Source organism: Bacillus sp. LB7, assembly GCF_030449715.1.
Lineage (GTDB): Bacteria > Bacillota > Bacilli > Bacillales > Bacillaceae > Bacillus > Bacillus paralicheniformis.
This window is the reverse complement of the sequence record NZ_JASGCA010000026.1, coordinates 13,669-39,741: the sequence shown is the minus strand read 5'-3', so window position 1 is coordinate 39,741 and position 26,073 is coordinate 13,669. Positions and strand designations below refer to the sequence as shown.

General features: G+C 47.8%; 25 protein-coding genes and 1 pseudogene. 8 read left to right on the top strand and 18 right to left on the bottom strand.

The annotated features are described in order from the left end of the window. Nucleotides 1-106: 106 nt before the first annotated feature. A complete protein-coding gene (locus QMZ64_RS21260) occupies nucleotides 107-1,300 on the bottom strand; it encodes a macrolide family glycosyltransferase (RefSeq protein ID WP_265627554.1) in 1,194 nt (397 codons plus the stop codon). A gap of 107 nt (nucleotides 1,301-1,407) precedes the next feature. Between QMZ64_RS21260 and QMZ64_RS21255 the strand changes: the two genes are divergently transcribed. Next, nucleotides 1,408-1,983 (top strand): TetR/AcrR family transcriptional regulator, encoded by a 576-nt coding sequence (locus QMZ64_RS21255; protein WP_243943970.1) that lies wholly within the window; start codon nucleotides 1,408-1,410, stop codon nucleotides 1,981-1,983. A 28-nt stretch (nucleotides 1,984-2,011) separates the two neighbouring features. Here the strand turns inward: QMZ64_RS21255 and QMZ64_RS21250 are convergent, their stop codons facing one another. The 6 genes from QMZ64_RS21250 to QMZ64_RS21225 all read right to left on the bottom strand — a co-directional run bounded on the left by QMZ64_RS21250 (nucleotide 2,012) and on the right by QMZ64_RS21225 (nucleotide 6,792). Next, nucleotides 2,012-2,737 (bottom strand): YfjL-like protein, encoded by a 726-nt coding sequence (locus QMZ64_RS21250; protein WP_301441544.1) that lies wholly within the window; start codon nucleotides 2,735-2,737, stop codon nucleotides 2,012-2,014. Between the two features lies 1 nt (nucleotide 2,738). Continuing rightward, a complete protein-coding gene (locus QMZ64_RS21245; RefSeq protein ID WP_301441543.1) occupies nucleotides 2,739-3,305 on the bottom strand; it encodes a hypothetical protein in 567 nt (188 codons plus the stop codon). Further along, nucleotides 3,292-3,783, bottom strand: a complete 492-nt coding sequence (locus QMZ64_RS21240) for an RNA polymerase sigma factor (RefSeq protein WP_265627557.1) — start codon at nucleotides 3,781-3,783, stop codon at nucleotides 3,292-3,294. Before QMZ64_RS21240 ends, QMZ64_RS21245 begins: the two co-directional genes overlap by 14 nt. Nucleotides 3,784-3,999: 216 nt before the next feature. Next, nucleotides 4,000-4,470 carry a DUF6884 domain-containing protein gene (locus QMZ64_RS21235; protein ID WP_243943979.1) on the bottom strand — a complete coding sequence of 157 codons (471 nt, stop codon included), beginning with the start codon at nucleotides 4,468-4,470 and terminating at the stop codon, nucleotides 4,000-4,002. Between the two features lie 49 nt (nucleotides 4,471-4,519). Further along, nucleotides 4,520-5,926: a 23S rRNA (uracil(1939)-C(5))-methyltransferase RlmD gene (gene rlmD, locus QMZ64_RS21230; protein WP_409365399.1), complete on the bottom strand. Its 1,407-nt coding sequence runs from the start codon at nucleotides 5,924-5,926 to the stop codon at nucleotides 4,520-4,522. A 2-nt stretch (nucleotides 5,927-5,928) separates the two neighbouring features. After that, on the bottom strand, nucleotides 5,929-6,792 hold the full coding sequence (locus QMZ64_RS21225) for a DNA-3-methyladenine glycosylase family protein (RefSeq protein ID WP_165426336.1): 864 nt from the start codon (nucleotides 6,790-6,792) through the stop codon (nucleotides 5,929-5,931). A gap of 133 nt (nucleotides 6,793-6,925) precedes the next feature. On the opposite strand from QMZ64_RS21225, the gene corA reads away from it, so the two are divergent. Further along, a complete protein-coding gene (gene corA, locus QMZ64_RS21220) occupies nucleotides 6,926-7,888 on the top strand; it encodes a magnesium/cobalt transporter CorA (protein WP_265627560.1) in 963 nt (320 codons plus the stop codon). Between the two features lie 57 nt (nucleotides 7,889-7,945). Beyond that, on the top strand, nucleotides 7,946-8,542 hold the full coding sequence (locus tag QMZ64_RS21215; protein WP_265627561.1) for a hypothetical protein: 597 nt from the start codon (nucleotides 7,946-7,948) through the stop codon (nucleotides 8,540-8,542). A gap of 178 nt (nucleotides 8,543-8,720) precedes the next feature. On the opposite strand, the gene QMZ64_RS21210 is transcribed toward QMZ64_RS21215, so the two are convergent. The 3 genes from QMZ64_RS21210 to QMZ64_RS21200 all read right to left on the bottom strand — a co-directional run bounded on the left by QMZ64_RS21210 (nucleotide 8,721) and on the right by QMZ64_RS21200 (nucleotide 11,083). After that, nucleotides 8,721-9,824, bottom strand: a complete 1,104-nt coding sequence (locus QMZ64_RS21210; protein ID WP_165426333.1) for a glycerol dehydrogenase — start codon at nucleotides 9,822-9,824, stop codon at nucleotides 8,721-8,723. A gap of 172 nt (nucleotides 9,825-9,996) precedes the next feature. Beyond that, nucleotides 9,997-10,788 (bottom strand): delta-lactam-biosynthetic de-N-acetylase, encoded by a 792-nt coding sequence (gene pdaA / locus QMZ64_RS21205; protein ID WP_265627562.1) that lies wholly within the window; start codon nucleotides 10,786-10,788, stop codon nucleotides 9,997-9,999. Nucleotides 10,789-10,897: 109 nt separating this feature from the next. After that, nucleotides 10,898-11,083 (bottom strand): SE1561 family protein, encoded by a 186-nt coding sequence (locus QMZ64_RS21200; protein WP_152849464.1) that lies wholly within the window; start codon nucleotides 11,081-11,083, stop codon nucleotides 10,898-10,900. A 143-nt stretch (nucleotides 11,084-11,226) separates the two neighbouring features. Between QMZ64_RS21200 and yfkAB the strand changes: the two genes are divergently transcribed. Continuing rightward, nucleotides 11,227-12,348 (top strand): radical SAM/CxCxxxxC motif protein YfkAB, encoded by a 1,122-nt coding sequence (yfkAB, locus tag QMZ64_RS21195; RefSeq protein WP_265627563.1) that lies wholly within the window; start codon nucleotides 11,227-11,229, stop codon nucleotides 12,346-12,348. 231 nt (nucleotides 12,349-12,579) lie between these two features. Here the strand turns inward: yfkAB and QMZ64_RS21190 are convergent, their stop codons facing one another. From QMZ64_RS21190 to QMZ64_RS21180, 3 genes are all read right to left on the bottom strand, one after another. Further along, a complete protein-coding gene (locus QMZ64_RS21190; protein WP_265627564.1) occupies nucleotides 12,580-13,371 on the bottom strand; it encodes a YfkD famly protein in 792 nt (263 codons plus the stop codon). Between the two features lie 66 nt (nucleotides 13,372-13,437). Then, nucleotides 13,438-14,493 carry a calcium/proton exchanger gene (gene cax, locus QMZ64_RS21185; RefSeq protein ID WP_265627565.1) on the bottom strand — a complete coding sequence of 352 codons (1,056 nt, stop codon included), beginning with the start codon at nucleotides 14,491-14,493 and terminating at the stop codon, nucleotides 13,438-13,440. 104 nt (nucleotides 14,494-14,597) lie between these two features. Continuing rightward, nucleotides 14,598-14,978 carry an OsmC family protein gene (locus QMZ64_RS21180; RefSeq protein ID WP_265627566.1) on the bottom strand — a complete coding sequence of 127 codons (381 nt, stop codon included), beginning with the start codon at nucleotides 14,976-14,978 and terminating at the stop codon, nucleotides 14,598-14,600. A 100-nt stretch (nucleotides 14,979-15,078) separates the two neighbouring features. Between QMZ64_RS21180 and QMZ64_RS21175 the strand changes: the two genes are divergently transcribed. After that, nucleotides 15,079-16,257, top strand: coding sequence for an MFS transporter (locus QMZ64_RS21175; RefSeq protein WP_265627567.1), 1,179 nt, complete (start codon nucleotides 15,079-15,081; stop codon nucleotides 16,255-16,257). Between the two features lie 211 nt (nucleotides 16,258-16,468). Here the strand turns inward: QMZ64_RS21175 and QMZ64_RS21170 are convergent, their stop codons facing one another. From QMZ64_RS21170 to QMZ64_RS21160, 3 genes are read right to left on the bottom strand one after another with little or no spacing between them, the layout of a single operon-like run. After that, entirely contained in the window at nucleotides 16,469-17,284 is an 816-nt protein-coding gene (locus tag QMZ64_RS21170) for a YihY/virulence factor BrkB family protein (protein WP_265627568.1), read from the bottom strand. Beyond that, nucleotides 17,281-17,631 carry a hypothetical protein gene (locus QMZ64_RS21165; protein WP_020450568.1) on the bottom strand — a complete coding sequence of 117 codons (351 nt, stop codon included), beginning with the start codon at nucleotides 17,629-17,631 and terminating at the stop codon, nucleotides 17,281-17,283. Before QMZ64_RS21165 ends, QMZ64_RS21170 begins: the two co-directional genes overlap by 4 nt. Nucleotides 17,632-17,652: 21 nt before the next feature. Further along, a complete protein-coding gene (locus QMZ64_RS21160; protein ID WP_243943998.1) occupies nucleotides 17,653-18,123 on the bottom strand; it encodes a low molecular weight protein-tyrosine-phosphatase in 471 nt (156 codons plus the stop codon). 183 nt (nucleotides 18,124-18,306) lie between these two features. Here QMZ64_RS21160 and QMZ64_RS21155 point away from each other — a divergent pair, with 183 nt between their 5' ends. Both QMZ64_RS21155 and QMZ64_RS21150 read left to right on the top strand, forming a co-directional pair. After that, nucleotides 18,307-19,665, top strand: coding sequence for an alanine/glycine:cation symporter family protein (locus tag QMZ64_RS21155; protein WP_243943999.1), 1,359 nt, complete (start codon nucleotides 18,307-18,309; stop codon nucleotides 19,663-19,665). Between the two features lie 91 nt (nucleotides 19,666-19,756). Beyond that, nucleotides 19,757-19,972 carry a DUF1128 domain-containing protein gene (locus QMZ64_RS21150; protein WP_065644584.1) on the top strand — a complete coding sequence of 72 codons (216 nt, stop codon included), beginning with the start codon at nucleotides 19,757-19,759 and terminating at the stop codon, nucleotides 19,970-19,972. Between the two features lie 39 nt (nucleotides 19,973-20,011). Here the strand turns inward: QMZ64_RS21150 and QMZ64_RS21145 are convergent. After that, nucleotides 20,012-20,526 (bottom strand): annotated as a pseudogene (locus tag QMZ64_RS21145) (type 1 glutamine amidotransferase domain-containing protein). 229 nt (nucleotides 20,527-20,755) lie between these two features. On the opposite strand from QMZ64_RS21145, the gene QMZ64_RS21140 reads away from it, so the two are divergent. Then, on the top strand, nucleotides 20,756-25,093 hold the full coding sequence (locus QMZ64_RS21140) for a multifunctional 2',3'-cyclic-nucleotide 2'-phosphodiesterase/3'-nucleotidase/5'-nucleotidase (protein WP_243944000.1): 4,338 nt from the start codon (nucleotides 20,756-20,758) through the stop codon (nucleotides 25,091-25,093). A gap of 249 nt (nucleotides 25,094-25,342) precedes the next feature. Here the strand turns inward: QMZ64_RS21140 and QMZ64_RS21135 are convergent, their stop codons facing one another. After that, nucleotides 25,343-26,026: an NAD(P)H-dependent oxidoreductase gene (locus QMZ64_RS21135; RefSeq protein WP_265627570.1), complete on the bottom strand. Its 684-nt coding sequence runs from the start codon at nucleotides 26,024-26,026 to the stop codon at nucleotides 25,343-25,345. Between the last annotated feature and the right edge of the window lie 47 nt (nucleotides 26,027-26,073).

Below are 26,073 nucleotides of genomic sequence, written 5' to 3'. Positions count from 1 at the left end.
CGCCGATCCTTCTCCTATTCGTGAGCACCGACGCGCAGGCCTGACAACGAATGCGAGGGTTTGTCGACACGCTGAAAGCCGCTTGGTAAAGCGGCTTGGCTTTCTATTAAGACTGCAGCGATTTCCGCGCCGTATATTCATCAATGCGCGCCAATGCATCTTTCATGTCCATGCAGTTGCTGAAGCTTTCATCAATTTTTTGAATGCCTTCCTGATATTCTCCATCAGTGAGTACTTGTTCTGCTGCATCTCTTAATCTTTCAGCATTGACCTCTTCTGCAAACAGCGGATATCCAGCATTCAGTTCTTTCAGACGCTGGGCGATCATCGGCTGATCTTTATCATGCGGAAGCACGACCATCGGGACGCGGTAATGGATGCCCTCATTAACACTGTTCATGCCGCCGTGTGTGATGAACACAGCGGCTTCTTTAAGCACTTCTAATTGGGGCACATACGGCGCAATGATAAAATGCTCCGGCACTTCTTTTACATCCGCGTAGTCCGATTTTTCGCCGGTGGCGATGACAACCTTGCCGTCGAAATCACGGAAAGCATCAATGCACATATTGAAAAAGTCAGCGGTTTTACCAAGTACGGTTCCCATTGAAATATAAATGACTTTCTCATTCTTTAACGATTCTACCGGAAAATCGGTCTTGTCGAGGCGCTTCGGAAAACGCGGGCCGATAAACAGCACATCATCCCCAAAACGGTCGCTCTCAGGCTGAAAATACCGGCTTGTATACACAACGGTCAGCTCCGCCTGATTGCTCATAAACTGTCCTGTATGCCGGGGTGAGACGCCGTACTTTTCTTTCAGTTCACTAAGCAGGTCTTCGCATTCTTTATCCAAATGCAGCTCCGCGCCTGAATCCGGATGCAGCGGCAGAATCTTCATATGTTCTTGTCCAAAGAGAAATGAAGCCGATGAAGCGATTCCCGGAATGTTCAAATAATCCCTGACCAATTCACCCGCACCGAATGTGTCATAATACACGGCATCGAACGAAATGCTTTTGGACAGCTCTTTTACAATGTCTAGAATATACAGCGAGGTTTTGAGATGAATTTTTAAAAATTCAAGAAGGCCGGACGGTGAATTCGGATCAATATGCGCGTTTCTCACCAGATCTTTGTATAAATGGACGGTAGCTCCGACGCCCTCCAGCCTGTCTTTATACTTTTCTGTTGAAAGATAGTGCACATTGTCGCCTCTGTCAGCAAATGCTTTGGTGATCCCTAATGTAGGATTGACATGCCCTTCCGCCGGAAAATTGACGATTAAAATATTTTTCATGATTAAAACTCCTTTTTATCCTTTTTGAAACGGGTTGACATCAATTCAGCGCCTGATTAGACTGATGTTAGTTACTACTAACTATCATAAAATGGGGGTCAACACCTTTGCAAGAGACGAACGAACGGATCATATCTGCTGCTTTAGACTTAATGCAAAAATACGGATTCAAGTCGGTGACAATAAAGGATATAGCGCTTCATTCAGGCGTCAGCGAAATGACCGTCTATCGGCACTTCAAAACAAAGCTCGGACTTTTGGAAGCGGCTGTTCAGCAATTTTCTTATATCCCAGCCTTTCAGCGCGTATTTGAAAACGATATCACTTGGAACCTGGAAAAAGATTTAACATTGATTGCAGAATCGTATTTGCTCCATATGGAAAATAACAAACCGCTCTACCTTATAGCTGTTCAAGACGGCGGAAGGATGACTGATCTTTTCGGTTCTCTGTTAAAGCATATGGAAGAACTCCTTCGTTATTTAACAGACTACTTTCAGACGATGCAGGACAAAAGCCTGATGAAAAAGGGAGATCCAGGTTCACAGGCCTTCGCGTTTCTGTCCTCTTTATACGGATACTTCTCTTCTGGCGCATTGGCTGACGGCCGGTTTCGAAAAACCGCTAAAGACACTTATATTAAACAGATAACCGCCGCTTTCTGCGACGGTTTGCAAATATGATATCACCCTTCAACTGAAGGATGGATCGCTATTCATTCAGCTCTTCAACATCCTTCAGCTTGATATCCGCATTTTTTTCAAAGGAGGTGCTGTATTTGACATAGCCGATCTCCTCGTCTTTGATATCTTCCCCCTCAAAAATGTTGGCATTAATCGTCACGCTTTCGTAGTCGTACCCTTCCTTATTCAACAGGCGCTGAATCTTTTGCGCCGTTTTGTAGACGTCTTCTCGGTCGGCATTTGCGGCATCAAGTAAAATATGAATCTCCATCGGCCGCTCTAAGCGGAGGCTTTTCTCCCATTTTGCGTCATTATTCAGCTTTCCTTTTAATACTTCGACTTGCACGTCAACGTCTTTCAGATCGTTTATGCTTTTCGATAAAAACGTTTTGATTTCTTTTCCGGCTTCTTCTCCAAGCCGCTCCATCAGCGGTTCGTTGAGGTTCTCTTCATAGATCCCGTCAGTGTACACTTCAGGTTGAACAAACCCTCTCAAAGAAAACAGATAGGGATCTTTGCGCTTTTGATCGCCGGTATCAGTGACTTCAAATACATATTCGGCGAACTTGAAGCTATAAAGCCCGCTGTCGATCCGCAAGTCTTTTTCAGGATAGCGGTCAGTCAAATAATGCTCAAGCGCCGTTTGAGACAATTTCTTGCTTACGGGATTTCCGTTGAAGGCGTTATATGCGGCAAGCACAAAGGAAACGAGCACCACGATCAATACGCTATACAAGATTTTCTTTTTCATCATATCAGCTACTTTCTTTCAGCTTTAAGAACAGCCATCCGATCATCATCCCGGCCGCGGCGAAAAAACAGTGAATAACTGCAAGCATGAAAGCGCCAAAGACAGCATACAGCAGGTGCTCCACAACCCCTGTACCGTCGGCTGCATCCCATCCGGCCAAAATATCCCCGATCCCCCAAATGAAAATCGGCGCAAAGGAGAGGAGTATCACAAGTTTCATATCCCGGTAAAACAAGTACACCGCAAGCCCGAGCACGGCATACCACAAAATAAAGCCGAAGCTCTCATTTAAAAGGGATGTGTGAATCGCGAGAAAAAACGAAATGGCTGTAAACATCAATTGGTACAAGGAGAGCTTCCGATTGATTCTTTTAAACATTTGACTTTCATGAACAGACGATTCAATATGTTCCTTCGGAAGCTCGGCCTCCGTCATCTTCAAAAGCCTCTGAAGCTCTTCATCGTTTTCGGCCGCTTCCTCAATCCATTCAGCCGACTCTTTGCTTAACAGCCCCTCATGATATAAAGGAAGCAAATCATTGAATACACTGCGTTCCTTATCCTTCATCATACCCCTCCATTTCTTGCTGCAGCTTGAGCTTCGCTCTGTGAAACCCGATCCTGGCACCGTTTTCGGTTTTGCCTGTGAGCATGCCGATTTCTTTAAATGACAATTCTCCGTAGATACGGAGGGTGACAATTTCCTTTGAAGTCTCATCAAGCCGGTTGATTTCCTCGAGAAGCCGCCGCTCTTTCTCGGTTTTCAGAAGGTGTTCTTCAGGAGATAAGCAAGCCGCTTCCTCATGCTGAATCGTGTTTGTCCCGGCTTTTGACGCTCCTGAACGAAAGTGTTTTTTCAACACATTTTTAGCAATCGCAAACACCCATGTTTTGATTGTCGACTTTCCCGAAAATGTATGATAGCCTTTCACAGCCTGATAAAATACTTCCTGTGTTAAATCTTCCGCCGTTTCTTTATGGAATGTCTTGATGTAGAAAAAGGCATAAACGGAAGGCTGAATACTCTTGTAGACTTCCTCAAGCTTCATAAAGCCCCTCCCCGGCTGGGCATGCCGCTATTTTTCCATTCACTTATTAGTACCGTTGAACTTCTTTTTGTTACAAAAAATCGCATAAAAAAAGAGGCAAAAATGAATATTTCATTTTGCCTCCGTATATCCCACCGCCAAACAAATGTCTTCCAGATCAGGCCATGCCCTTATTTAGACAAACCCGCCCAGCGATTTTAAAAACTCACTTTCTCTTCAGCTGTTTTCAGGTTCCCTAAGCTCCCGGCCTTCATCGACAGCCGCTTTCAGCGCCTGCAGCATATAGCCGATTCCCCGGTATCCTGCCAGCGGGTAAGTGATCTGCTGGCGGCTGCCAAACACGTTCCTCAAAACAGGCCTGTATTTTTTTCCGCCGAGCATGACGATTTCGTCATAATCCATCAGGTTTTTCCGTTCACCTTGAACCTTCAGTTCATCATCCGCCATAATCTCCGGGTGGCGCATCCCGAATGTGACGTCATAGTTTTCAGGAACGATATCTTCCGGTTTTAAAAACCCGTGTTTTGCTGAAAGAATCACCCAATCCGCAAAAAACGTTTGCGCATATGTGCGGCACGCCCGATGAAACGGGCTCAGATAGACATCCTTTGCGGCGGACGGGCCGCTGCCCGGATCGACATCCCAGATTTTCTTCGCCCCGCACGGGATGATGCAGAGTCTTTTCATCATGTATCCCCCTTTTGGTTCCGCTAAAAAACGCCTTTGAAAAGGCGTTTTATTTCAGCTTCAGCGATACGACCGATTCGACGTGCGCCGTCTGCGGAAACATATCGACAGGCTGAATGTATTCGACATGGTAATCCTTCGCCAAGTGCTGCAAATCTTTCGCAAGTGTTGACGGATTGCATGAGACATAAACGAACCGTTTCGGCTTAACCTGCCTGATCGTATCAAGGAAGGTGCGGTCACAGCCTGTTCTCGGCGGATCGACGATGACGACATCCGGCCTGAAGCCTTCTTTTGTCCATTTCGGCAGCCAGTGCTCCGCGGTCCCTGTGACATAGCGCGCATTTTCGATTCCGTGCTTTTTGGCGTTTTGGTTGGCGTCATCGATCGATTCTTTAATGACGTCCATGCCGCGGATTTCTTTTGCCCCGCCGGCGATCCACATTCCGATCGTGCCGACGCCGCAATAGGCGTCGACGACTTTTTCGCGCCCGCTCAGTTTCGCCGCTTTTTTCACTTCGTCATACAGCTTGACCGTCTGGATCGGATTAAGCTGAAAAAAAGCGCGGGCGCTCAGCTCAAATGAAACCTCGCCGAGAAATTCCTGAATGACCATATTGCCGGCTAAGAGCCTTGTATCCTCGCCGAAGACAACCGATGTCTTGGCTTTGTTGACGTTTTGAATCACGGAGGTCACTTCAGGCAGACGCTTTTTGATTTCTTCTGCAATGAGCTCCTTGCGCGGCAGATCTTCTTTTGACGTGACAAGGACAACCTGCACTTCCCCCGTCTCAAAGCCGACCCTCGTCACGATCGTGCGGACGTCGCCCGTGCGCTTCCGTTCGTTGTAGACGGAAATGCCGAAGTCTTCAAGAATCTGCTTGACGGTTTGCGTCGTTTTGTTCGTCGCCGGATGCTGAACAATGCATTCCGTAATCGGGACAAGCCGGTGCGAGTCAAGGCCGTACAGCCCGGCCACCATCTTGCCGTTTTTCGAAAGCCCGAGCTGAAACTGGCTTTTATTCCGGTAGTGCCACGGGTTTTCCATGCCGATCGTCGGCCTGATGTCCATTTTGCCGATGTCAAAACGGGTGTGCCGTTCGACCGATTGAATGACGATGTCCCGTTTTCCTTGCAGCTGCTCCTCATAAGCCAGATGCTGGAGCTGGCAGCCCCCGCATTGCTCATAGATGATGCAGGGCGGCTTGACGCGGTGCTCTGAACGCTTGCGCACCTTTTTGACCCGCCCTTCGGAAAATTTCGGATGAACCTTTGTCGCCTCGACGACGACTTCTTCACCCGGCAGTGCGCCGGGGACGAAGACGACTTTTTTCTTGAAGTAGCCGACGCCTTCGCCATTGATGCCGAGGCGCTTGATCGTCAGCGGAAATTGCTGTCCGACTTTTAATTCTGCTGATGATCCTTTTTTATCACGTTTCACTGATGTTCTCTCCATTTCTACTCAATGCTCCTCCATAAATACAAGGAAGCATAGCTTAAATAAGGGTGCCATTCTTTGCTCATTTCAAGCATTTGTTCTTTTGTCGGTTTATCGTTTAAGCCAAAATGGCGTTTGATGGCGTTTTGGATGCCGATATCGGCGGCCGGAAATAGATTGGGGCGGCCGAGTCCGAACAGCAGAACGTTTTGGACGGTCCACGGGCCGATGCCTCTGATTTTCACCAGCTTTTCCATCATGTCTTCATCTGATAATTGATCAAGCTCATCAAGATTTAAACGGCCGTCTGCGATCATCCTTGATGTATCGATGACATATTCAGCCTTCCGCATGCTGAATTGAAGTTCGCGCAAGTCGTTATAGTCGAGCTGTGCAACCGTTTCGGGAAGCGGATAAAACCAGACCCCGTCCTTTTGCTCTCCAAAAGTGTGAACGAACCGCTCTGTGAGCGTATAAGCAAAAGACAGATTCAGCTGCTGGTGGATTATGCATTTCATCAAGCAATGATACAAATGAAAATCGAGCACCAGCGGCGTTCCGGCATGCTCTGCAAAAATTGATGATAAGCTCGATTGTGAAAAGTGATCCAGTACAGGCTGAAGATTTTCCTCCCATCTGAAGATCCGTTTCACTTCTTTCATCATGTCGTCTCGATCGTCTGTACCGCTGACGGCAAACGCCGGGGCTTCGACAGTTCCCGTCGCCTGCACAGCGACAATCCGAGGCTCTTTGTTTTGATTGCGGAGCGGCAGCTTGACCTCCCTTTTGTCGAGGTTGACCGCATTGAGCGGATCAAGCGAAAGCCTGTCCAAGACGCGGTCAAAATGATACGGCGGTGATACGCTTACAGTTTCCTTCCACATCGCTTCCCATCCCTTTTTCTTCTTTGTCCACAGTATACCATGTTTCAAATTCTCTTAAAAAAGAACAACATTTTATTTTTCGCCGAATGAATCACAGCGCACCGCAGCATCCTATGGAAGCGGAGGGGTGCCGATGATTAAACATTTTGCGATGACAAAAGACGGAAAGCTTTTATCCACCGACACCAAAGCAGAAAGGCTGACAGGTCAAGATATTGAGTGGTACTGGACCGATTTCGATCAGCCTTCGGATGAAGAAGTCTCCTTACTCAAAAGCCATTTTCACTTTCACCCTTTAGCAGTTGAGGACTGCGTTCATCATTTGCAGCGTCCGAAGCTTGATCAATACGAAGAATATCTTTTTTTCGTCATACACGAGTTGAATCAAAGGACTTTGGCGTCTGAAGAAGTTGACCTATTCGTTGGAAAAGATTTTATCGTCACATTTCACTTTCATCGTTCAGACGGCATTGAAAAAGTAAGAAGACAGCTTTCGGAAAACAGCGAGTTGTGGAAAAAAGGACCGAGCCATATCGCCTATATGGTCATGGATCAGCTTGTGGACGAATATTTCCCGATTCTTTACAAAATAGAAGACCGCCTCAATGAAATTGCTGAAAGCGACAGCAGAAAAACGTATGGAACGCTGATGAATGAGGTGTTTGATATCCGGAGCGACCTTCTAAAGCTGAGGAAAACAATTATTCCGATGCGGGATTTGCTTTACCGGATTTTAAACATTGAAATTTCAAAAGAAAACCGCGAACGAAAAGCGTACTACAGCGACATTTACGACCACCTCTTGAAGCTGACCGAAATTGTCGAAAACAACCGCGACATGACCGCCGATTTGAGGGACAGCTACCAGACGCTCAACTCCAATCGGATGAACGCCATTATGATGACGCTGACAATCGTCTCAACGATTTTTATTCCGCTCACCTTCATTGCCGGAGTGTACGGCATGAACTTTGACAACATGCCTGAACTGCATTGGCGCTACGGCTATTTTTTCATCCTCGTCATGATGGGAGCCGTTGTCGCCGGCATGATCTTCTGGTTCCGGCACAAAGGATGGTTTGACATTTTCAAGTAAAACCGAAAACCTTTTTCCTCTCTTTACGACTACTTCTATAACTGAGGGGGGAAAGGCATGAAGGTACATACAGGGCTTGTCGGCATCATCCTGATCGTTCTCGGCTTGTTGATGAGCGCCGAGAATCATCAAAGCGTGTCTGCAGCGGACGCGCTTTCGGACTTTTTAGGACTGCCTGTCCGGAATTTAGTGGTTCTGATCTGCATGTTGATGCTCATCATTGGCTTCATTATGGCGTGGCGACATTATGATGGAGTACCGTGGATCCGCTTTAAGCTGTTTTTGTTTATTATCGGCATTTCAGTATTTTACCCGCTGGTCACAGAAAAGCTGATGCTCTTTCAAAAATGGAATGCACAAGGCGATGATGCCGTGGAATATATGACAAGGGGAAGCTCCTGCAGCTATCAGAACGATATGGAGGAAGGAAGCATGGACTGTGAGGTGAAAGTGAACAACTACGGGAAAAAGACCGAACGCATCCAACTCACCCCTGATATAACGAGTGAATTTGACTTTCAGCCGGAAGAGCTGGAACTGTCTCCGCATTCACAGGAAACGTACAGCATCACTTTTACGGCTCCGGGAAATGAGGATGTGGATGAGTCAGGGATGGAAGAAGAACCGAGGATCAAAATTAAAGTATTGAAATGAGCGGCTGTCACTCGAGTTAAACAGCACGTTTTCGGGAACTTTTAAATAGATTACACGGAAGAGAAAGTTTAGAATGAAAAGGTATACAGAAAAAACGAACGGCAAACAGCCGATTCACAAACTAATAGACAACCCTCAAAAAAAAAGCCGCTCCTTCACCGAAGCGGCTTTTCGTCTATTAATCGCGATAAGATTCTGCAATCGCGTTGGCGGCGACGATCGCATTGTAGACATCGTCAGGAGTGACTGGGAACGGCATGTTGCCCATTGTGTCGCCTTCTGCGCAAGCGCTTTGAGCGACTTGGCGCCATTCTTCTTCGACAAATTCGTCGACTCCGAGGTCTTTTAATGTTAACGGCAGACCGACGCCTTTAATAAAGTCAATGACGGTCTCCAGCTCTTCGGCCGGCGCGTTTTCAAGAACAAGCTGAGCCAAAAGGCCGAACGTAACTTTTTCGCCGTGCTGAGCCCTGTGCAGGGAAGGAACGGCTGTCATTCCATTGTGGATCGCATGTGCGGCGGCAAGACCGCCTGATTCGGCGCCGACGCCGCTTAAATAGATGGTCGCTTCGATTGTATCCTCGACCGCTCGTGTAGAAACGCCATGCTTGACCGCCTGCATTGCTTTTACTCCGTTTTCCAATAGCGTATCATAGCAAAGACGGGCAAGTCCCAATCCAGTTGTTGAAGGCTTCATCAGCACGAGGTTGTCGCCGTTTGCTTTAAAGCAGGCGCGCGCTTCAAAATACGTCGCCAAGGCGTCTCCGATACCGGCTGCGAAAAAGCGCGGCGGCGCGGATGCCAAAATGTCAGAATCGGCGAGAACGACATCAGGGTTCGTCGGCAAAAACAGATAGCGGTCAAACGATCCGTCATGTTTATAAATGACGGCAAGGGCCGTACATGGAGCATCTGTTGAAGCAATTGTCGGGAAAATCACAACCGGCAGCTTCTCGTAATAAGCAGTGGCTTTTGCTGTATCAAGCGTTTTTCCCCCGCCGATCCCAACGATGATATTAGCGCCTGCATTGCGTGCAAGCTCCCGGTTACGATCGATTTCTTCCTGTGTGCATTCGTAATTGAATTTTTCAAAAACAGCTTGATTGCCGGCTTTCTGAATCGAATTCCCCGCTTCTTTTTGAGCGCGTTCCAAAATGAATTCATCGCAAATAATATATGCGTGATCGCCATAATCTTCAATGTAATCGTTCAAGTTCTCAAGGAGTCGTTTTCCTGTAATGAATTTTTTAGGTGACGTGACTGATTTTACTAATTTTGACATGGTAATTCCCCCTTCAATATCAATGATATACCTATTTTCTTTTTAAATCTAGTAATATATGTATATAGAATGGATTTTTATTCTATGGAATTGACTAGGGGAAATAGAGCCTGAACATCAACTTTTCCGATCAAAGCAAAAACCCCGGCTCAGCGACCGGGGCATTTGTCTTTCAAAAGGGCTTTAGCATCATAGATTTTTCAAACATCAGGTCATCAAGAGTTTTAAATGTATAGCCTTCTTTTTTCAAGTCGGTGATCGCCTGATCAAGCGCTTCGGCATTGTCTTTCGAGACGGTGTGAAGCAAATAGATGGCGCCGGGATGGGCCTGTTTCATCATATTGTCGTACGCATAGCGCCACCCTTTTTGGGCATTGATTTTCCAATCGACAAAAGCAACAGACCAGAATACCGTTTGATAACCGAGCTTTTTCGTTTCTTCAAGCACCCGCTCGCTGAAAACGCCCCGAGGCGGTCTCAGGTAGAGGTTGTTTTTTTCGCCTGTGATTTTGTAAACCTCCTCATCGACCGATTCCAATTCCTCTTGTATCACACGGCTTGTTTTCGTCGTGAGATCCGGATGGTGATAGGAATGATTCCCGATGACATGCCCCTCCTCGGCCATTCGTTTGATCAGCTCCGGCTGATCTTTGACAAAATGGCCCGTCACAAAAAAGGCAGCTTTGACGTTTTGTTTTTTCAGAACATCGAGCACCTTAGGGGTGTAGCCGTTTTCATAGCCGTTATCAAAGGTCAGATAAATCGTTTTTTCCTTTGTGTTGCCCAAATAAAAGGCGTCGTACTGCTGTAAAAGGCTGTTCAGCTCTTGTCCCGCATCTGCCGGCTGATGGTTTTTGCTTTTTGAAAAGCCCCAATGGATCGCCTTGTTGGAAATCGCTTCAGCGCTGCCGCTGCAGGCCAGCATCAGCAGGAATCCGCAGCATATGGCACAGATTCGTTTCATCATTTTCTCGCTCCCAGTTTTATTTTTTCTTATTGTGCAGAAGGGCTGGGCTTTTCATACCAAGCAACACTTGGAAAACAAAAAAACCGCGGCAGAGAATGCGGCGGTTTTATTTCCAGTCTTTTTTAAAGCGCTCGTATTTGGCTTCCAAGTCGTCGAGCATGCCGATCAGTCTGTCAATATCTTCAAGGTCGGTCGATTCCGGGTCTAAAGAATCGATGACTGACATAAACATATCCAATCTGTTTTTTAAATAATTGACTTGCTGTTCTTTGTCATGTACTGCGTTACCCATGATTCTCCTCCTTTTGTTCCTTTATCGTAGCCTATAAACGGCCTTTTTTCAATCATCCATGACTTGCACGCCTCAACGATCAGGTCTAAAATGAATAGTTGGGCTATATTAGTATGTCCTATCATAAAGGAGTTAGATATGTCATGACAGAAAAAACGCAGGTTCGTCCGATTACCCCGGAATATGATCCGTGGGAAGCCTACATGGACGTTGACCAATATGGAGATATACAGCTGACGAACGTTGAATTTACGACGACGACTCTTTGCAATATGCGCTGCGAGCACTGCGCCGTCGGGTATACGCTCCAGACGAAGGACCCGGACGCGCTGCCCGTCAGCCTTCTGTTGAAACGGCTTGATGAGATTCCCCGCCTTCGTTCTTTAAGCATTACGGGCGGCGAGCCGATGCTTTCATTAAAATCCGTAAAGGAATATGTCGTTCCTTTATTAAAATACGCTCATGAACGCGGTGTGCGGACGCAGATCAATTCAAACTTGACGCTCGATATCGGCCGCTACGAGCTGATCATCCCCTACCTTGATGTGCTTCATATTTCCCACAACTGGGGAACGGTCGAAGACTTTGCAGAAATCGGCTTCGCCATGATGGATAAAAAGCCGACATTTGCCCAGAGGACGCGCTATTTCGAAAAAATGATCGAAAACAGCCGGACGCTTGTTGATGAAGGGGTTATGGTATCCGCCGAGACGATGCTCAACAAACGGACGCTCCCTCACATCGAGCATATTCACCGGCAAATTGTCGAAGACATGAAATGCCAGCGCCATGAGGTTCATCCGATGTATCCGAGTGACTTTGCAAGCGCGCTTGAATCTTTAAGCTTACAAGACATGAGAAAAGCGATCCACCGCCTTCTTGACATTCGCGACGAAAATACGTGGATGCTGTTCGGCACCCTGCCGTTTTACGCGTGCAGCCCTGATCCTGAAGATCACGCTCTTTTACAGCGGCTGCGCGAAGCGAAAAATGTCACGGTCAGAAACGACCCTGACGGCAGATCGCGCCTGAATGTCAATATTTTTGACGGCAATATCATCGTGACCGATTTCGGAGACACTCCGCCGCTCGGCAACATTCAAACCGACAGCCTGCCAAGCGCTTATGCGAAGTGGAGAAACACAGAGCTTGCTAAGGAGCTCAACTGCCACTGCCCGCACGTCCGATGCCTCGGGCCGAATGTGCTCGTCAAAAACAGCTATTATCAAGATGTTGATTTTACTTCCAGAACAGCAAGAGTATGAAAAAAGCAAGCCGGGAAAGACTTGCTTTCAGATTGTTGACAAAATCCCAATACGACTTTTTGTTTTGGGGTTTTGTCATCCCTTCAGCGTGATTGAAAACCCTTGCAGTCTAGGAAGGCCGAGTATAGGAGCGGAGCGAATGTTGGAATTCGCGAGCACCGACGCGCAGGCCTGACAACGAATGCGAGGGTTTCTCGACACGCTGAAAGCAAGCCGGGAAAGGCTTGCTTTTTATTTCGGCTGATGGCTGAGCTGAAAGCCGAATGTGAGGTGATCCTGTACAGGAATCCAGGCGCCGATTCCTTGCGAGGTGATGTTTTTGACGACAAGCTTTCTTTTGTTGCCTTTTAATACGATGTACACTTCGCCGTAAGTGACCTTCCCTTTTTCATTGACGGCGGGTGCATAGGCGTGTAAATTCCCCAGTTTTTTCGGCTGCACTTTATAAATCTGATCGCGTTTTGTGCCGGCGCCGACGACTGTTTCAAAAGCGAGCGGCAGCTTTGTTTTTTCCATGGCTTCAAGCATCATCATGTTTTTGACATCGTCCGCTTTCGGGACTTTCGCTGTTAAGCCGCCTTTGATTTTGCTTGTCTGTTCCTGGGAATACGTGAGTTCGGCAGGTGCTTTCCCGCCCCGGTTATCAAAGCGGTTTGTGTTGATTTTGCGGTATTCCCAGTTTGCAACGGTTTCATTCGAGGTATACCCGAGCGCCCATCTGCCCAAATAAATCGTCGCTCTGTAGCCGATTGCCAGCGGTGTGCCGGAAATACTTGACTCATTCAGCATTTTGATGAGATGCGGATTTTCAATCGCGATATCGGTTGTTTTCAGCAGCTCTTCGGCCAGTTCGCTCGGCTGCAGCCTCGGCTGATCCTGAGAGGAGTTAGGGTATGTGTTCTCTTTGGAAATATTCGTGACAGAGCTTGGAATCTTGATCGGCTTGGCTGCATCAGCTTCCTGTACAGCGAAAAAACTAAAGGATAAAAACGCAGTCAACGTAAAACACAAAAGCTTTTTCATACTATCACTCTTTCTGTTTCTTTTCCCTTATTGTTTTCCGGATGCTCTCCGTTTATCCCAATTTTTTTAAAGAAGGAAAAAACCGATTCCCATGATGATATAAGCGGCCAGCAATGTCGCGCCTTCAAACCAGTTCGTATCCCCGTCGTTTGAAATGACGATCATCAAAAGAACGGCGGAAGCCATGGCGACGAGCTCCGGCAAGGTAAAGACGAGCGGCATGCTCGCTGGAAAAAACAAAGAGCTGATCACAAGAACGGGTGCGACAAACATCGCGATCTGCAGCGTTGATCCGATCGCAATTTCAACTGCGACATCCATTTTGTCCTTATAGGCCATAATGACGGCGGAAGCATGCTCTGCCGCGTTTCCGACGATCGCAACAATGATGACCCCGATGAAAAGCTCCGACCAGCCGAATTGTTCGGCCACCGTATCAAATGTATGGACGAGGTGCTCGGAAATGTAGGCAACGGCAACGGTTGCCAAAAATAAAACCAATGTTGCCCTCTTTCCCGACCATTCCGGCTCTTCATGCGATTCTTCCCGCTCATTTTGATTCGTCTGGTAAACCCCGCGGTGGCTGACAAGCTTGAAATAAAGCGCCGCCAGGTAAAGCAAAATCATGATGATGCTGATGCCGATGCTCATCGACAGCTTCCTCGGCTCTGTCATTTCTGCTGAAAATACTTCAGGGATGACGAAAGCGACAATCACCGCGAACATGAGCAAACCTGAATTGTGTCTCGCATCATACACGTTGAATTCCTGGCGCTTATATTTCAGGCCCCCGATGAAAAACGACAGGCCAGCGACCAGAAGAAGGTTGCCGAGGACAGAGCCTGTCAGCGATGCGAGCACAATGCCGATCAGTCCTTCCCGCAACGCGAAAATCGAAATGATCAGCTCAACGGCGTTTCCGAACGTCGCATTTAAAAGGCCCCCGATCCTCGGACCAGCAATAATCGCAAGGCTTTCGGTGGCTCTTCCCATATAGCTTGCAAGCGCGATGATCGTCAGGCAGTATATGATGAACAATAAAACCTGCGGCCAATGCAAAATGCTCCCTGCGACAGAAAGGGGAACTCCCGCAGCCATCATCCAAAAGAAAAAACGGCCCATTATTCATTCCTCTTTTCTTTTTTGGTGTAGGTTATTTTTGTGCGTACTTTTCAGTTTATATACGGCATACTGATCTATTCCGCATTGGCACAGGTTTTTAAACATCAGCGAATTTGAAATGTTTCGATGATCTCGATGCTCTTTTCAACAGACTTCACCATGGCACAGTTTTTCAGCGCTACTTTCAGCGCCTTTTGAATTTGTTCTGCACCGAGGTTTTCTCCCTTCAATATGAAGTGAAGATGGATGCTTTTGATGCGGCCCGCCTCTTCGGAAATGCGTTCTTCTTTTGTCTTGATGGTCATATCTTTCAGCTGTATCCTTTTCTTTTCCAATATGTTATGAAGAACGGTTCCGCTGCATGCCGCAATCGAAGCGGCCAGCAATTGATAAGGCCTGAATCCTGCTTCTTCATTGCCTGATATCTTAAGCTTTCCATATTCCAGATCAGCCTCAAAGCCGTTCTGATTCCACACGATTTCCATGATTTACACCTCTTTTGACAGAAAAAGAAAAATCGCCTTGCCTAAAAACTTCTGAAAGTTGTACGATCAAAGAAGGATTACGGATAAGGAGAATCGGCCGATGACTAGATTTCACTTTTTCATTCTCGTTTTGATTGTCAGTATATCAGGTTTTTCGCAAGGGATGCTCCTTCCGGTCATCTCTGTTATTTTTGAACAGGAAGGACATTCGGCTGCACTGAACGGGCTTCATGCGACAGGCCTCTACATCGGCGTTCTGATCGCTTCGCCGTTCATGGAAGCGCCGCTTCGCAGGCTCGGTTTTAAACCGCTGATTGTCATCGGCGGGATCATGGTGTGCGCGAGTTTGTTCGCCTTTGTTTTTATTCAGTCGTTTATCGTCTGGTTCTTTTTGCGGCTCCTGATCGGAATCGGCGATCATATGCTGCACTTTTCAACGCAAACTTGGGTGACCACATTATCGTCTGAAAAAAACCGCGGCCGCAATATTTCTTTGTACGGCCTTTCATTTGGTTTGGGATTTGCTGCCGGTCCTTTTTTAACGCCGCTTGTCAACATCGCCCCGTCATTGCCGTTTATCGTCTCAGGTGCATTCAGCATGTTGGCGTGGCTGTTTATTTTTTGCCTTCAAAACGATTTTCCTGAGCAAAGCGGCTCTGAAAGCCGCAGCGATAACAGCTTGAAGCGCTTCATCCAAGCCTTTCTTCTTGGGTGGGTCGCGTTTTTGCCGACGTTCGGCTACGGCTTTTTGGAAACCGCCCTGAACGGCAATTTTCCCGTCTACGCGCTTCGCTCGGGCATTTCCGTCGAAGGCGTATCAATTATTCTTCCGGCTTTTGCGATCGGAAGCATCGTCTTTCAATATCCGCTCGGCGTGTTGAGCGACAAGTATGGAAGGAGAAATGTGCTCCTTGTCATATTGGCTGTCGGGGCAGGCTGCTTCTTTGCGGCGGGCTTTTCCGATTCCGTCCCCCTGCTTGCGATATGTTTTTTCATAGCCGGAATGGCTGTGGGCTCAACTTTTTCACTCGGCATCAGCTTTATGGCCGACCTGCTTCCAAAACGCCTTCTTCCGGCCGGAAATTTGATGTGCGGGATCACCTTCAGCTTCGGAAGCATTTTCGGCCCGGTTGCCGGCGGCTGGTATATGCAGACATTTCATAACAGCAACCTGTTTTATTTGATTACATGCGTGATGGTGTTAATCTGGATCGGGGTGCTCTTTGGCAAAACGAAGAAGAAAAGCGCTCTCGAACAATCTGAGGCGGCGTCAATGTAAAAAAGGCCGGCTGCTTACAATAGGCAGCCGGCCTTTTCGAAAATGTCAGGCAGTTTTAATGATATCCGTTTTGTCCGTTGGCGCTTGCGCTCGTTTTGTTTTTCGGACTTTGCTTTGAATTTTGTTTATTATGGCTGCCGCCTTTTTTCGTGTGTTTTGTCATGATGATCCCTCCGCTTTTGAACTCATGAAACGTTCTTTTATAGATTGCTCATTTCCGCGGATTTTCTTCAGGAATGATTTTACGTTTATGTAAAAGGGCGTTGATCTCCCCTCCAAGAATAATCATCATTCCGCTTAAATAAAACCAGATCATCAGGACGATGATGCCGCCGAGGCTTCCGTATGTCGCGCTGTAGTTTGCAAATTCGCTGACGTAGTATGAGAACAGCATGCTGACGAGAATCCAGCCGGCTGTCGCTGCAACGGCTCCCGGAAGCACGAATTTAAATGACAGCCGCTTATTCGGGGCGAAAAAGTATAAAGCCGTAAAGACGATCAGCAGCACAAGCGGGCTGATTCCCCAGCGGAGCGCTGACCATGCCGCTAGAAACATTTCCGGCGTACCGTCCAGATTGGCGATGAAATGGCCGATGGCCCTCCCGAATACCGGAAGAAGAAGCGCGACCAATATGGTGAAAACCATCGCGACGGTCAGGAGGAGCGATGTCAGCCGAACCATGATGAATGAGCGGTTTTCCTCCACTTCATAAGCATGGTTAAAGGCCCTGACAATCGCGTTCAATCCGTTTGACGCAGACCAGAGCGCCGCGATGATCCCGAAAGAAAGCAGGCCCCTGTTTCCTGTATTGAGCGTCTCTTCAATAACGGACATCGTGTCTTCTGGGGCATACTGTTCAATCAGCCCGATGACATCGCCCGTTTTAACAGGCAGGTAGCCGATCAAAGTCAATAGGAAAATCATAAACGGAAACAAGGACAGCAGGAAAAAATAGGCAAGTTCCGCCGATTTGCTCGGCCCTTCATGAAGGAAAAAACGCCAAGCCAGCTCTTTCAAAAAACTCATTCTTTTTCCGGCTCCGTACGCCCTTTGGATTTGGCAGTGAAGTGATCCCTCGTTTCTTCGATCAGACCGATCACTTTTGGCGTCGTCTCTTTCAGTTCTTTCATCTGTTGATTTAAGAAGCTTAAATCGTCCGATATGGAAGCGGTCAGCTTTTTGGCTTCGTCCATTTTTTCTTTTACGCATTCGGTGAACATTCCGGGATTTGCACGGTAAAGGCGGACTTTGTTTTTGCATGCGTCAAGCTTTGCGCCGCACGCTTCTCTAGTCGGTTTGTGCAGCAGTGACATAACCGCCCCGACCGAAGCGCCGAGGAGGATATTTCTGATGAAAACGCGGTCGTTTTTCATAAAAAATCTCTCCCTTCGATTTTATAGATTGTGTTCTTTTCGAATGTCCTTCAGCAATTCGCTGCACCCTTTCGCGACGAGTTCGTACACCTCTTCAAAGTTCCCGGTGTAGTATGGATCAGGAACATCTTCCGTCTCACAGTCCTCGACATAGTCGAGCAGCCTCCGGATGACGGCTTTGCTCCCGCAGCCGGCAAGGCTTCTCACATGCCCGGCGTTTTCGGCATCCATCGCGATGATATAATCGAACGCTTCCGGGTCCTTGTCGGTAATCTGCCTCGCGTAAAGGCCCTCGCAGTTGATCTTTTTTGCAGACAGCAGCGACCGTGTGCCTTCATGAGGCGGTTTGCCGAGATGCCAGCTCCCTGTTCCCGCCGAATCGGCTTCGATCCGGTCCTCCAGTCCGCTTTTTTTGAGCATGTCGTTAAATACAGCTTCTGCCATCGGAGAGCGGCAAATATTGCCGAGGCAGACAAATAACACTTTGATCATCAATCAAGAGCCTCCTCTATTCTTTCCCCACATTTCAGAAAGAAAAAACACTTTTGCTTTTATACTAAAGATTTTTTTGTTTTTTTCAACTTCGGGAAGAAAAGATGACAATGCTATTGACAAATCTAACAAACTTTCAGAATATTCTAGTTAGACACAAAATTAAAGGGGGATATTTCGCCTATGGATTTTATTTCACATATTGTAGATACAATGAACGGTTTTTTATGGGGACCTCCGCTTTTGATCCTCATCGTTGGAACGGGTATTTATTTGACTTTCAGGCTGGCTTTTTTGCAGGTCAGACTTTTGCCTTACTCATTAAAGCTTGCCTTTTCAAGACGTCAGGATAAATTCTCTGAAGGCGATATTTCCCACTTTCAGGCGCTGATGACTGCCCTTGCCGCTACAGTTGGTACAGGGAATATCGTCGGTGTCGCCTCAGCTGTCATTGCCGGGGGGCCGGGCGCCGTGTTTTGGATGTGGCTCGCCGCCTTCTTCGGAATGGCGACGAAATATGCCGAAGCGGTGCTTGCCGTCAGATTCCGCGTGAAAGACAAAAACGGCGAAATGTCAGGCGGTCCGATGTATTATTTGGAACACGGCCTCAAGCAAAAGTGGCTAGGTGTGTTATTTGCCATATTCGGGGCGCTTGCCGCTTTCGGAATAGGCAATATGGTTCAGTCGAATTCTGTATCCGGAGTCATGAGCTCCACATTTTCCGTGCCTGCCTGGGTAACCGGCATCATTGTCACGATTTTTACAGCCCTTGTCATTCTCGGGGGAATTAAAAGCATCGGCAAAGTCACCTCGCTGTTCGTACCGATCATGGCTTTATTTTATGTCATCGCCGGATTGATCATTCTTGTCACAAACTTTGAACTTGTCCCCGGTGCGGTCGGTTTAATTTTCTCTGACGCGTTTACCGGCCAGGCCGTGGCAGGAGGCGCGATCGGAACCGTGATCCGCTGGGGCGTGGCGCGGGGCGTATTTTCAAATGAAGCAGGTCTCGGCTCGGCGCCGATCGCGGCGGCCGCGGCAAAAACCGATATGCCGGCTCGCCAAGCGCTTGTCTCTATGACCCAGGTTTTCATCGACACATTGATCGTCTGCTCGATTACGGGGATATCGATTGTCATGGGAAACATGTATCTGACAGAAAAAAACGATGCGCTGACATCGATGACATTCGCACATTTTCTCGGCCCTGCGGGATCGACAATCGTCGCAATCGGACTGCTGCTGTTCGCCTATTCGACGATTTTGGGCTGGTCGTACTACGGAGAAAAATGCTTCACCTACCTGCTGAATGAAAAATATGCGATCATCTACCGTGTCATCTTTGTGATCGCCGTCTTTTTCGGAGCGGTCTTTAAAAATGACTTTGTCTGGGCGCTCGCCGATATGCTGAACGGTCTGATGGCGATACCAAACCTGATCGGCCTGCTCGGTTTGACAGGGATTGTCATCTATGAGTCCAAACAGATCCTCGCCAAAATCAAAGCCGAAAAAGCGGAAAAGCAAAACAGCGTATCCGTTTAAGCCGGAGATGCTTTTTGACAGCCGTCCTTTTCTTCTCGCTTAATTCTGTTACAATAAAGACTACGAAATCAGTGAGAAAGGATGTGCCTTCTTGTCAGAGCAGAAAACAGCCGAGCTGAACAAAATGATCGAAGAGATCTCGCAAAAACTAAACATGCTGAACATCGGCGTCATCAAAGCTGAAGCCTTCAGCAATGAAAAGCTTGAAGATCTTGAATACCTGCACCAAATGGTGATGAAAAAGAAATCTTTCAGTCCGAGCGAAATGCAGGCAATCGCAGAGGAACTGGCTGCACTCCGAAAATAAACATAAAAAAGACCGGAATAGATTTCCGGTCTTTTTTCATCAGCCGAGCAGCTTCAAAGATTCGCGTGTAAACGCGAGAATGTCGTCAGGCGTCCGGCTTGTGACAAGCTGATTCTGGCAGACGACCACTTCCTCGTCTTTAAATTGAACCCCGGCGTTTTCCAAATCGACTTGAATCGATGTGTAGCCTGTTGCGCTGCGTCCGTCCAGAGCCTTGGCGGTAATTAAAAGCTGCGGGCCGTGGCAGATCGCAAACACCGGTTTTTTGTCATCCATAAAGGATTTCGCAAAAGATACGAAACGCTGGTCGGCTCTGAGAATATCCGGTGAAAATCCGCCCGGAATCAACAGCGCGTCAAAATCGGCCGGACTGGCTTCATCAATGGACGCGTCTGTTTCCACTTGCGCCTCGCCTTGCTTGCCTTTCAGCGTTTTGCCTTCTCTTTTTCAATAACCGTAAGCTCGTGTCCGGCGTCTTTGAACGCTTTCGCAGGCTCGGTATACTCCGAATCCTCAAAGTAATCTGTCAGAACAACTGCAATTTTTTTGCTCATATTGATCACCCTCCCAGAAGCTTCTGTCTACATAAATCTATTTACCCCTGCCACACTATATAAAACATCCGCACGCCCCTCACGACCAATTACCTAAATCACCCGGAAGACAGAGACAGACTTTGGAATCATTTTCTGAGTGTTTACAATATTCGCAACGAAAGTTCTACAAAACTTTACAAAAAGTTCTTACAATAGAAATTGTTACTCTAATCTGAAAGGTGGAGAAATGGTGGGAATACAGAAAAGACGGTTTTCAAGGAAAAACATTCTCCGTATTCTGCTAACCTCAGTGATGATACTCAGTTTACTTATTCCAAACACCAAGACATATGCAGAAGAACCAAATGAACACCCGCTGATCAACCTCAGCATCTTGGGTACGACAGATATCCACGCCCATATCATGGACTATGACTACTATGCCGACAAAGAAACGGCAGAATTCGGGCTGGCCCGCACGGCTCAGCTGATCGAAAAGCACCGGAGCCGGAATCCGAACACGATTCTTGTCGACAACGGCGACTTAATTCAAGGGAACCCCCTAGGGGAATACATCTTCAAACATGAACGTGAAGCGATTATCTCCGGAACGAAAACACACCCGATCATTGATGTCATGAACAAACTGCACTATGACGCCGGCACGCTCGGAAACCACGAATTCAACTACGGCCTTGAATTCCTTGACGGCACGATAAAAGGCGCCGAATTTCCCATCGTCAATGCCAATATTAAAACACCGGACGGAAAGAACAAATATACGCCATATCATATTGAAGAGCGGACGCTGACAGATGAAAGCGGCCAAAAGCACCAGCTTAAAGTCGGCTATATCGGCTTCGTTCCGCCGCAGATTTTAACATGGGATAAAAAGCACTTGGACGGTAAAATCACGGTGCAGGACATCACCGAATCAGCGAAAGAGACGATTCCGAAAATGAAACAGGAAGGCGCCGACGTGATCATCGCGATCGCCCACTCCGGAATTGAAAATGGCGAACAGGCAGCAGGAGCAGAAAACGCCGTATATGATCTGGCTCTCAAGACGGAAGGAATAGATGCGATCATCTCCGGACACCAGCACGGCCTGTTTCCGGGCACAGACTATCCCGGAAACGGCGTGATCGACAATCAAAAAGGAACGATCAACGGCATCCCTGTCGTCATGCCAAAAAACTGGGGCAGCCATTTAGGAATCATCGATATGCAGCTTGAACAGGACGGCGGCAAATGGACGGTGAAAGATGCGAGCGCAAAAACGGAAGCGATTGCCGGAAATGTGACGTCGCGACACGAAACCGTCGTTTCCGCGATTAAAGACACACACGAAAAAACGCTTGAATACGTCCGCGCGCCGGTTGGCCAAACGGAAGCCGATATTAACAGCTTTTTCGCGCAGGTAAAAGACGACCCTTCGATTCAGATTGTCACAGACGCACAAAAATGGTATGCGGAAGATGTCATGAAGGGAACGGAATACGAAAACCTGCCGATTTTATCAGCGGGCGCGCCGTTTAAAGCAGGAGGACGCAACGGTGCTGATTATTATACAAACATTAAAGCAGGAAATCTTGCGATCAAAAACATCGGCGATTTGTATTTGTACGACAATACGCTCTATATCGTCAAGCTGACGGGAAGCGAAGTGAAGGACTGGATCGAAATGTCGGCCGGGCAGTTCAACCAGATCGACCCTTCAAAATCGGGTGAACAGGCGCTCCTCAATCCCGATTTCAGATCGTATAATTTCGATGTCATTGACGGTGTGACCTACCAGATCGATGTCACACAACCGGCAAAATACAATGCGTCAGGCGGGGTGAAAAATCCGCAGACGAACCGCGTCAAACAGTTGTCTTACAACGGAAAACCGGTCCGCGACGATCAGGAATTTCTTGTGGTCACAAATAATTACCGCGCGTCCGGGGGCGGCGGATTCCCGCATCTGACTCAGGACAAAGTCGTTTATGCGGCGGCTGATGAAAACAGGCAGGTGCTCATGAACTACATCATGGAAAAGAAAACGGTCAATCCTGCCGCCGACAACAACTGGTCGATCGCTCCGATTAAAGGAGCCGATGTGACATTCGAGTCTTCTCTCCTCGCCAAACCGTTTGCTGAAAAAGCGAAGGACATCGATTTTGTCAGGGAATCCGAAAACAGCGGATATGGCGTCTATAAGCTGAACTTTGAAGGTTCAGAGCCTCCGGTTGATGATGGAAACTGGACGTTAACAGTCATGCACACGAACGACACGCACGCTCACCTTGATGAAGCGGCAAGGCGCGCTGCCAAAGTGAAAGAAATCCGCAGTGAAGCAGAAAACAATGTGCTGCTCGATGCCGGCGACGTCTTTTCCGGTGACTTGTACTTTACAAAATGGAACGGACTCGCCGATTTGAAGCTGATGAACATGATGGGCTATGACGCCATGACCTTCGGCAACCATGAATTTGATAAAGGGCCGAAAGTGCTCGCAGACTTTCTCAGCGGAAACAATGCGGCCGTCGATCCGTTAAACAGACACCAGCTGGAAAAGCCCGATTTTCCAATCGTCAGCTCCAATGTCGATGTATCAAAGGAGCCTCAGCTGCGAAGCTTTCAAAAAGAGCCTGCACTCTTAACAGCGGGAGAAAAGAAAGAAAGCGGCATCTATCCTTATATTCTGCTTGATGTAAACGGCGAACAAGTCGGCGTATTCGGCCTTACGACGGAAGATACGTCATATACGTCAAGCCCAGGTCCGAACATTGCGTTTCATGACGCTTATTTGTCAGCGGAGAAAACGGTCAAGGAACTGAAAGAAAAAGAAAAGGTCAACAAAATCATCGCCCTTACCCACCTCGGCTACAACCGAGATCTGGAACTGGCCAAAAAAGTGAAGGGCATCGATTTGATTATCGGCGGGCATACGCACACACTCGTCGATCACTTGAAAGTAGTGGAGAGCGAAGAACCGACAATCGTCGCCCAAGTGAAAGACTACGGGCAGTTTTTAGGACGGGTCGATGTTGTGTTTGATGAGAAAGGCGTCGTTCAAACGGATCAATCAAGGTTCAATTTGATCGCGATTGACGGCAAAGTGGACGAAGATCCTCCAGCGAAAGAAGTGCTTGACGGCTTTAAAGAAGATATTGACGAACTGAAAAAGAAAAAAGTAGGCTATGCCGATGTCCCGCTTGACGGAAAACGCGAGCATGTCCGCTCAAAAGAAACGAACCTCGGCAATTTTATCGCGGACGGCATGCTGAAGAAAGCCAAACAAGCCGGAGGCGCTGACATCGCCATCACAAACGGCGGCGGAATCAGAAGCGGTATTGCTAAAGGCGACATCACACTCGGCGATGTGCTGACAGTCATGCCGTTCGGCAACACCCTTTATGCCGCTGATCTGACGGGGGCGCAAATTAAAGAAGCGCTTGAGCACGGGGTGAGCCAAGTCGAAGAAGGCGGAGGCGCGTTTCCGCATGTCGCGGGTTTATCCTTCACCTTTACACTGAGCAAGCCAAAAGGTGAACGCATCCTTGATGTGAACCTTGTCAATGACAAAGGGGACGCTGTTCCGCTCGATTTGGACAAAACCTACCGTGTCGCTACAAATAACTTCATGGGCGGCGGCGGAGACGGCTATTCCGTTTTTAAAGAAGCGAAAAACGGTGTCGATCTCGGCTTTACCGATTACGACATTTTTACAGAACAGCTTGCCTCGTACGATTCTGTTTCACCGAACATTGAAAACAGAATCACAGAAGTGTTCCTTCCTGACCGTCAGACAGACGGCACTTGGACGCTTGCGGAAAAGCCGTTCGAAACATACGCGAAAAACGCGAATCAGGTGATTGCTTATTTCCCTGACACGGAAAAAGACCACATCAAGCTGAATATGACAAAAGCACAGACTGACCTTGTCAAAGAAAGAACTGACGATCCAAATATCACCCTGAAAAACGATCGCATTGCGATGCAGCTTCCAGCCGTTAATCTGGCAAGCGAAAAGACTAAAATCAGCATCAAAATCGCCAAGAATATCAAACAGGCGGTCACAAAGGTATATGATTTCAACATACAGCAGAATGGAAAAACGGTCAGCACATTTAAAGAGCCTGTCGGACTGTTTTTCCAAGTCGATGCTCCTGACAAACATTTGAGCGTCTATTATGTCGACCGCAAAAACAACAGCTTCACAAAAGTGACAAACGGCTATACGAAAGGCCGTACCGTTGCAGGCTATGTCGACCATTTCAGCGAGTATACTGTGATGAATGACAATGATGCCGGGTCTCCTTCGCTTCCGCCGGGTTCAGGCGATGATGACGGCCCGGATGGCGGCAGCGGCGGTGAACCCCCTGCTTCGCCCGGCGCCGGAAGCGGCGGAGACGGATCAGGCGGTCATGACAGCGGCGGGTCAGATGACGGAAATGAACCTTCAGATGGTTCAAACGGCGGAATTTTGCCTGACACCGCTTCAAACGCCTATCATTGGCTGATGCTCGGCCTGCTGCTGCTTATAGCCGGAAGCGGCCTGTACCTTTACCAAAGAAAGCGGCGCAAGCTCCAAATCTAAATAAAAAAAAGTGCGGTCTGCTAAAGGCAGAACCGCACTCAGATTGTTGACAAAATCCCAAAACGACTTTTAGTTTTGGGATTTTGTCATCCTTTCAGCGTGATTGAAAACCTTTGCAGTCTAGGAAGGCTGAGCATCGGAGCGGAGCGAATGTTGGAATTCGTGAGCACCGACGCGCAGGCCTGACAACGAATGCGAGGGTTTGTCGACACGCTGAGGCGGTCTGCTAAAGGCAGAACCGCACTTTTCTTATTCAACCCATTTCACGATTTGATCAAGCGCCCGCCTCGTCTTCGGACGCGGCTCTTTCACACGGTATCCGAAAGCAGCCATGACCGAGATGTCAAAGCGGCCGTCCTCCAACAATCCTTCTTTTTCAAGGATGTCGTGGACTTTGTCGTAGTTAAAGCCTTCAATCGGGCAGGAGTCAATACCGATCAAAGCGGCCACCGTCATCATGTTGGCAAGCGCGATGTACGTTTGCTTTGATACCCAGTCAAACATCGCTCTGTCGCTTTCGTACAAATGAAAATCGCCGTCTTGGAAACTTTTCAGAACACCGTCTTCTTTCAGCATATTTTCAATGATGTCCTCCGGCATTTTTTTCACATGCTTTAACTGATCTGCAACATACCCGGAATCATGTCGCATTTCCTTAGCCGTGCGTCCGAGCAGCAAAACGAAATGGCTGGCCGTCGGAAGCTGTCCCTGCGCGCCCCATGAGACCTGGCGCAGTTTTTCCCGCAGCTCTTTATTTTGGACGACGACGAACTTCCACGGCTCGAGGCCGACCGAGCTTGGCGACAGTCTGCCCGCTTCTAAAATGAACTGAAAATCCTCGTCTGATATCTTTCTGTCCGGATCAAACTCTTTAGTCGCGTGTCTAAATTGGAATGCGTCAAGAATCTCCTGCTTCTTGTATTGCTGTGTCATGTTCTGTTCTCTCCTTTTGAATATAGTTTATATTCCTTTCTCAATTT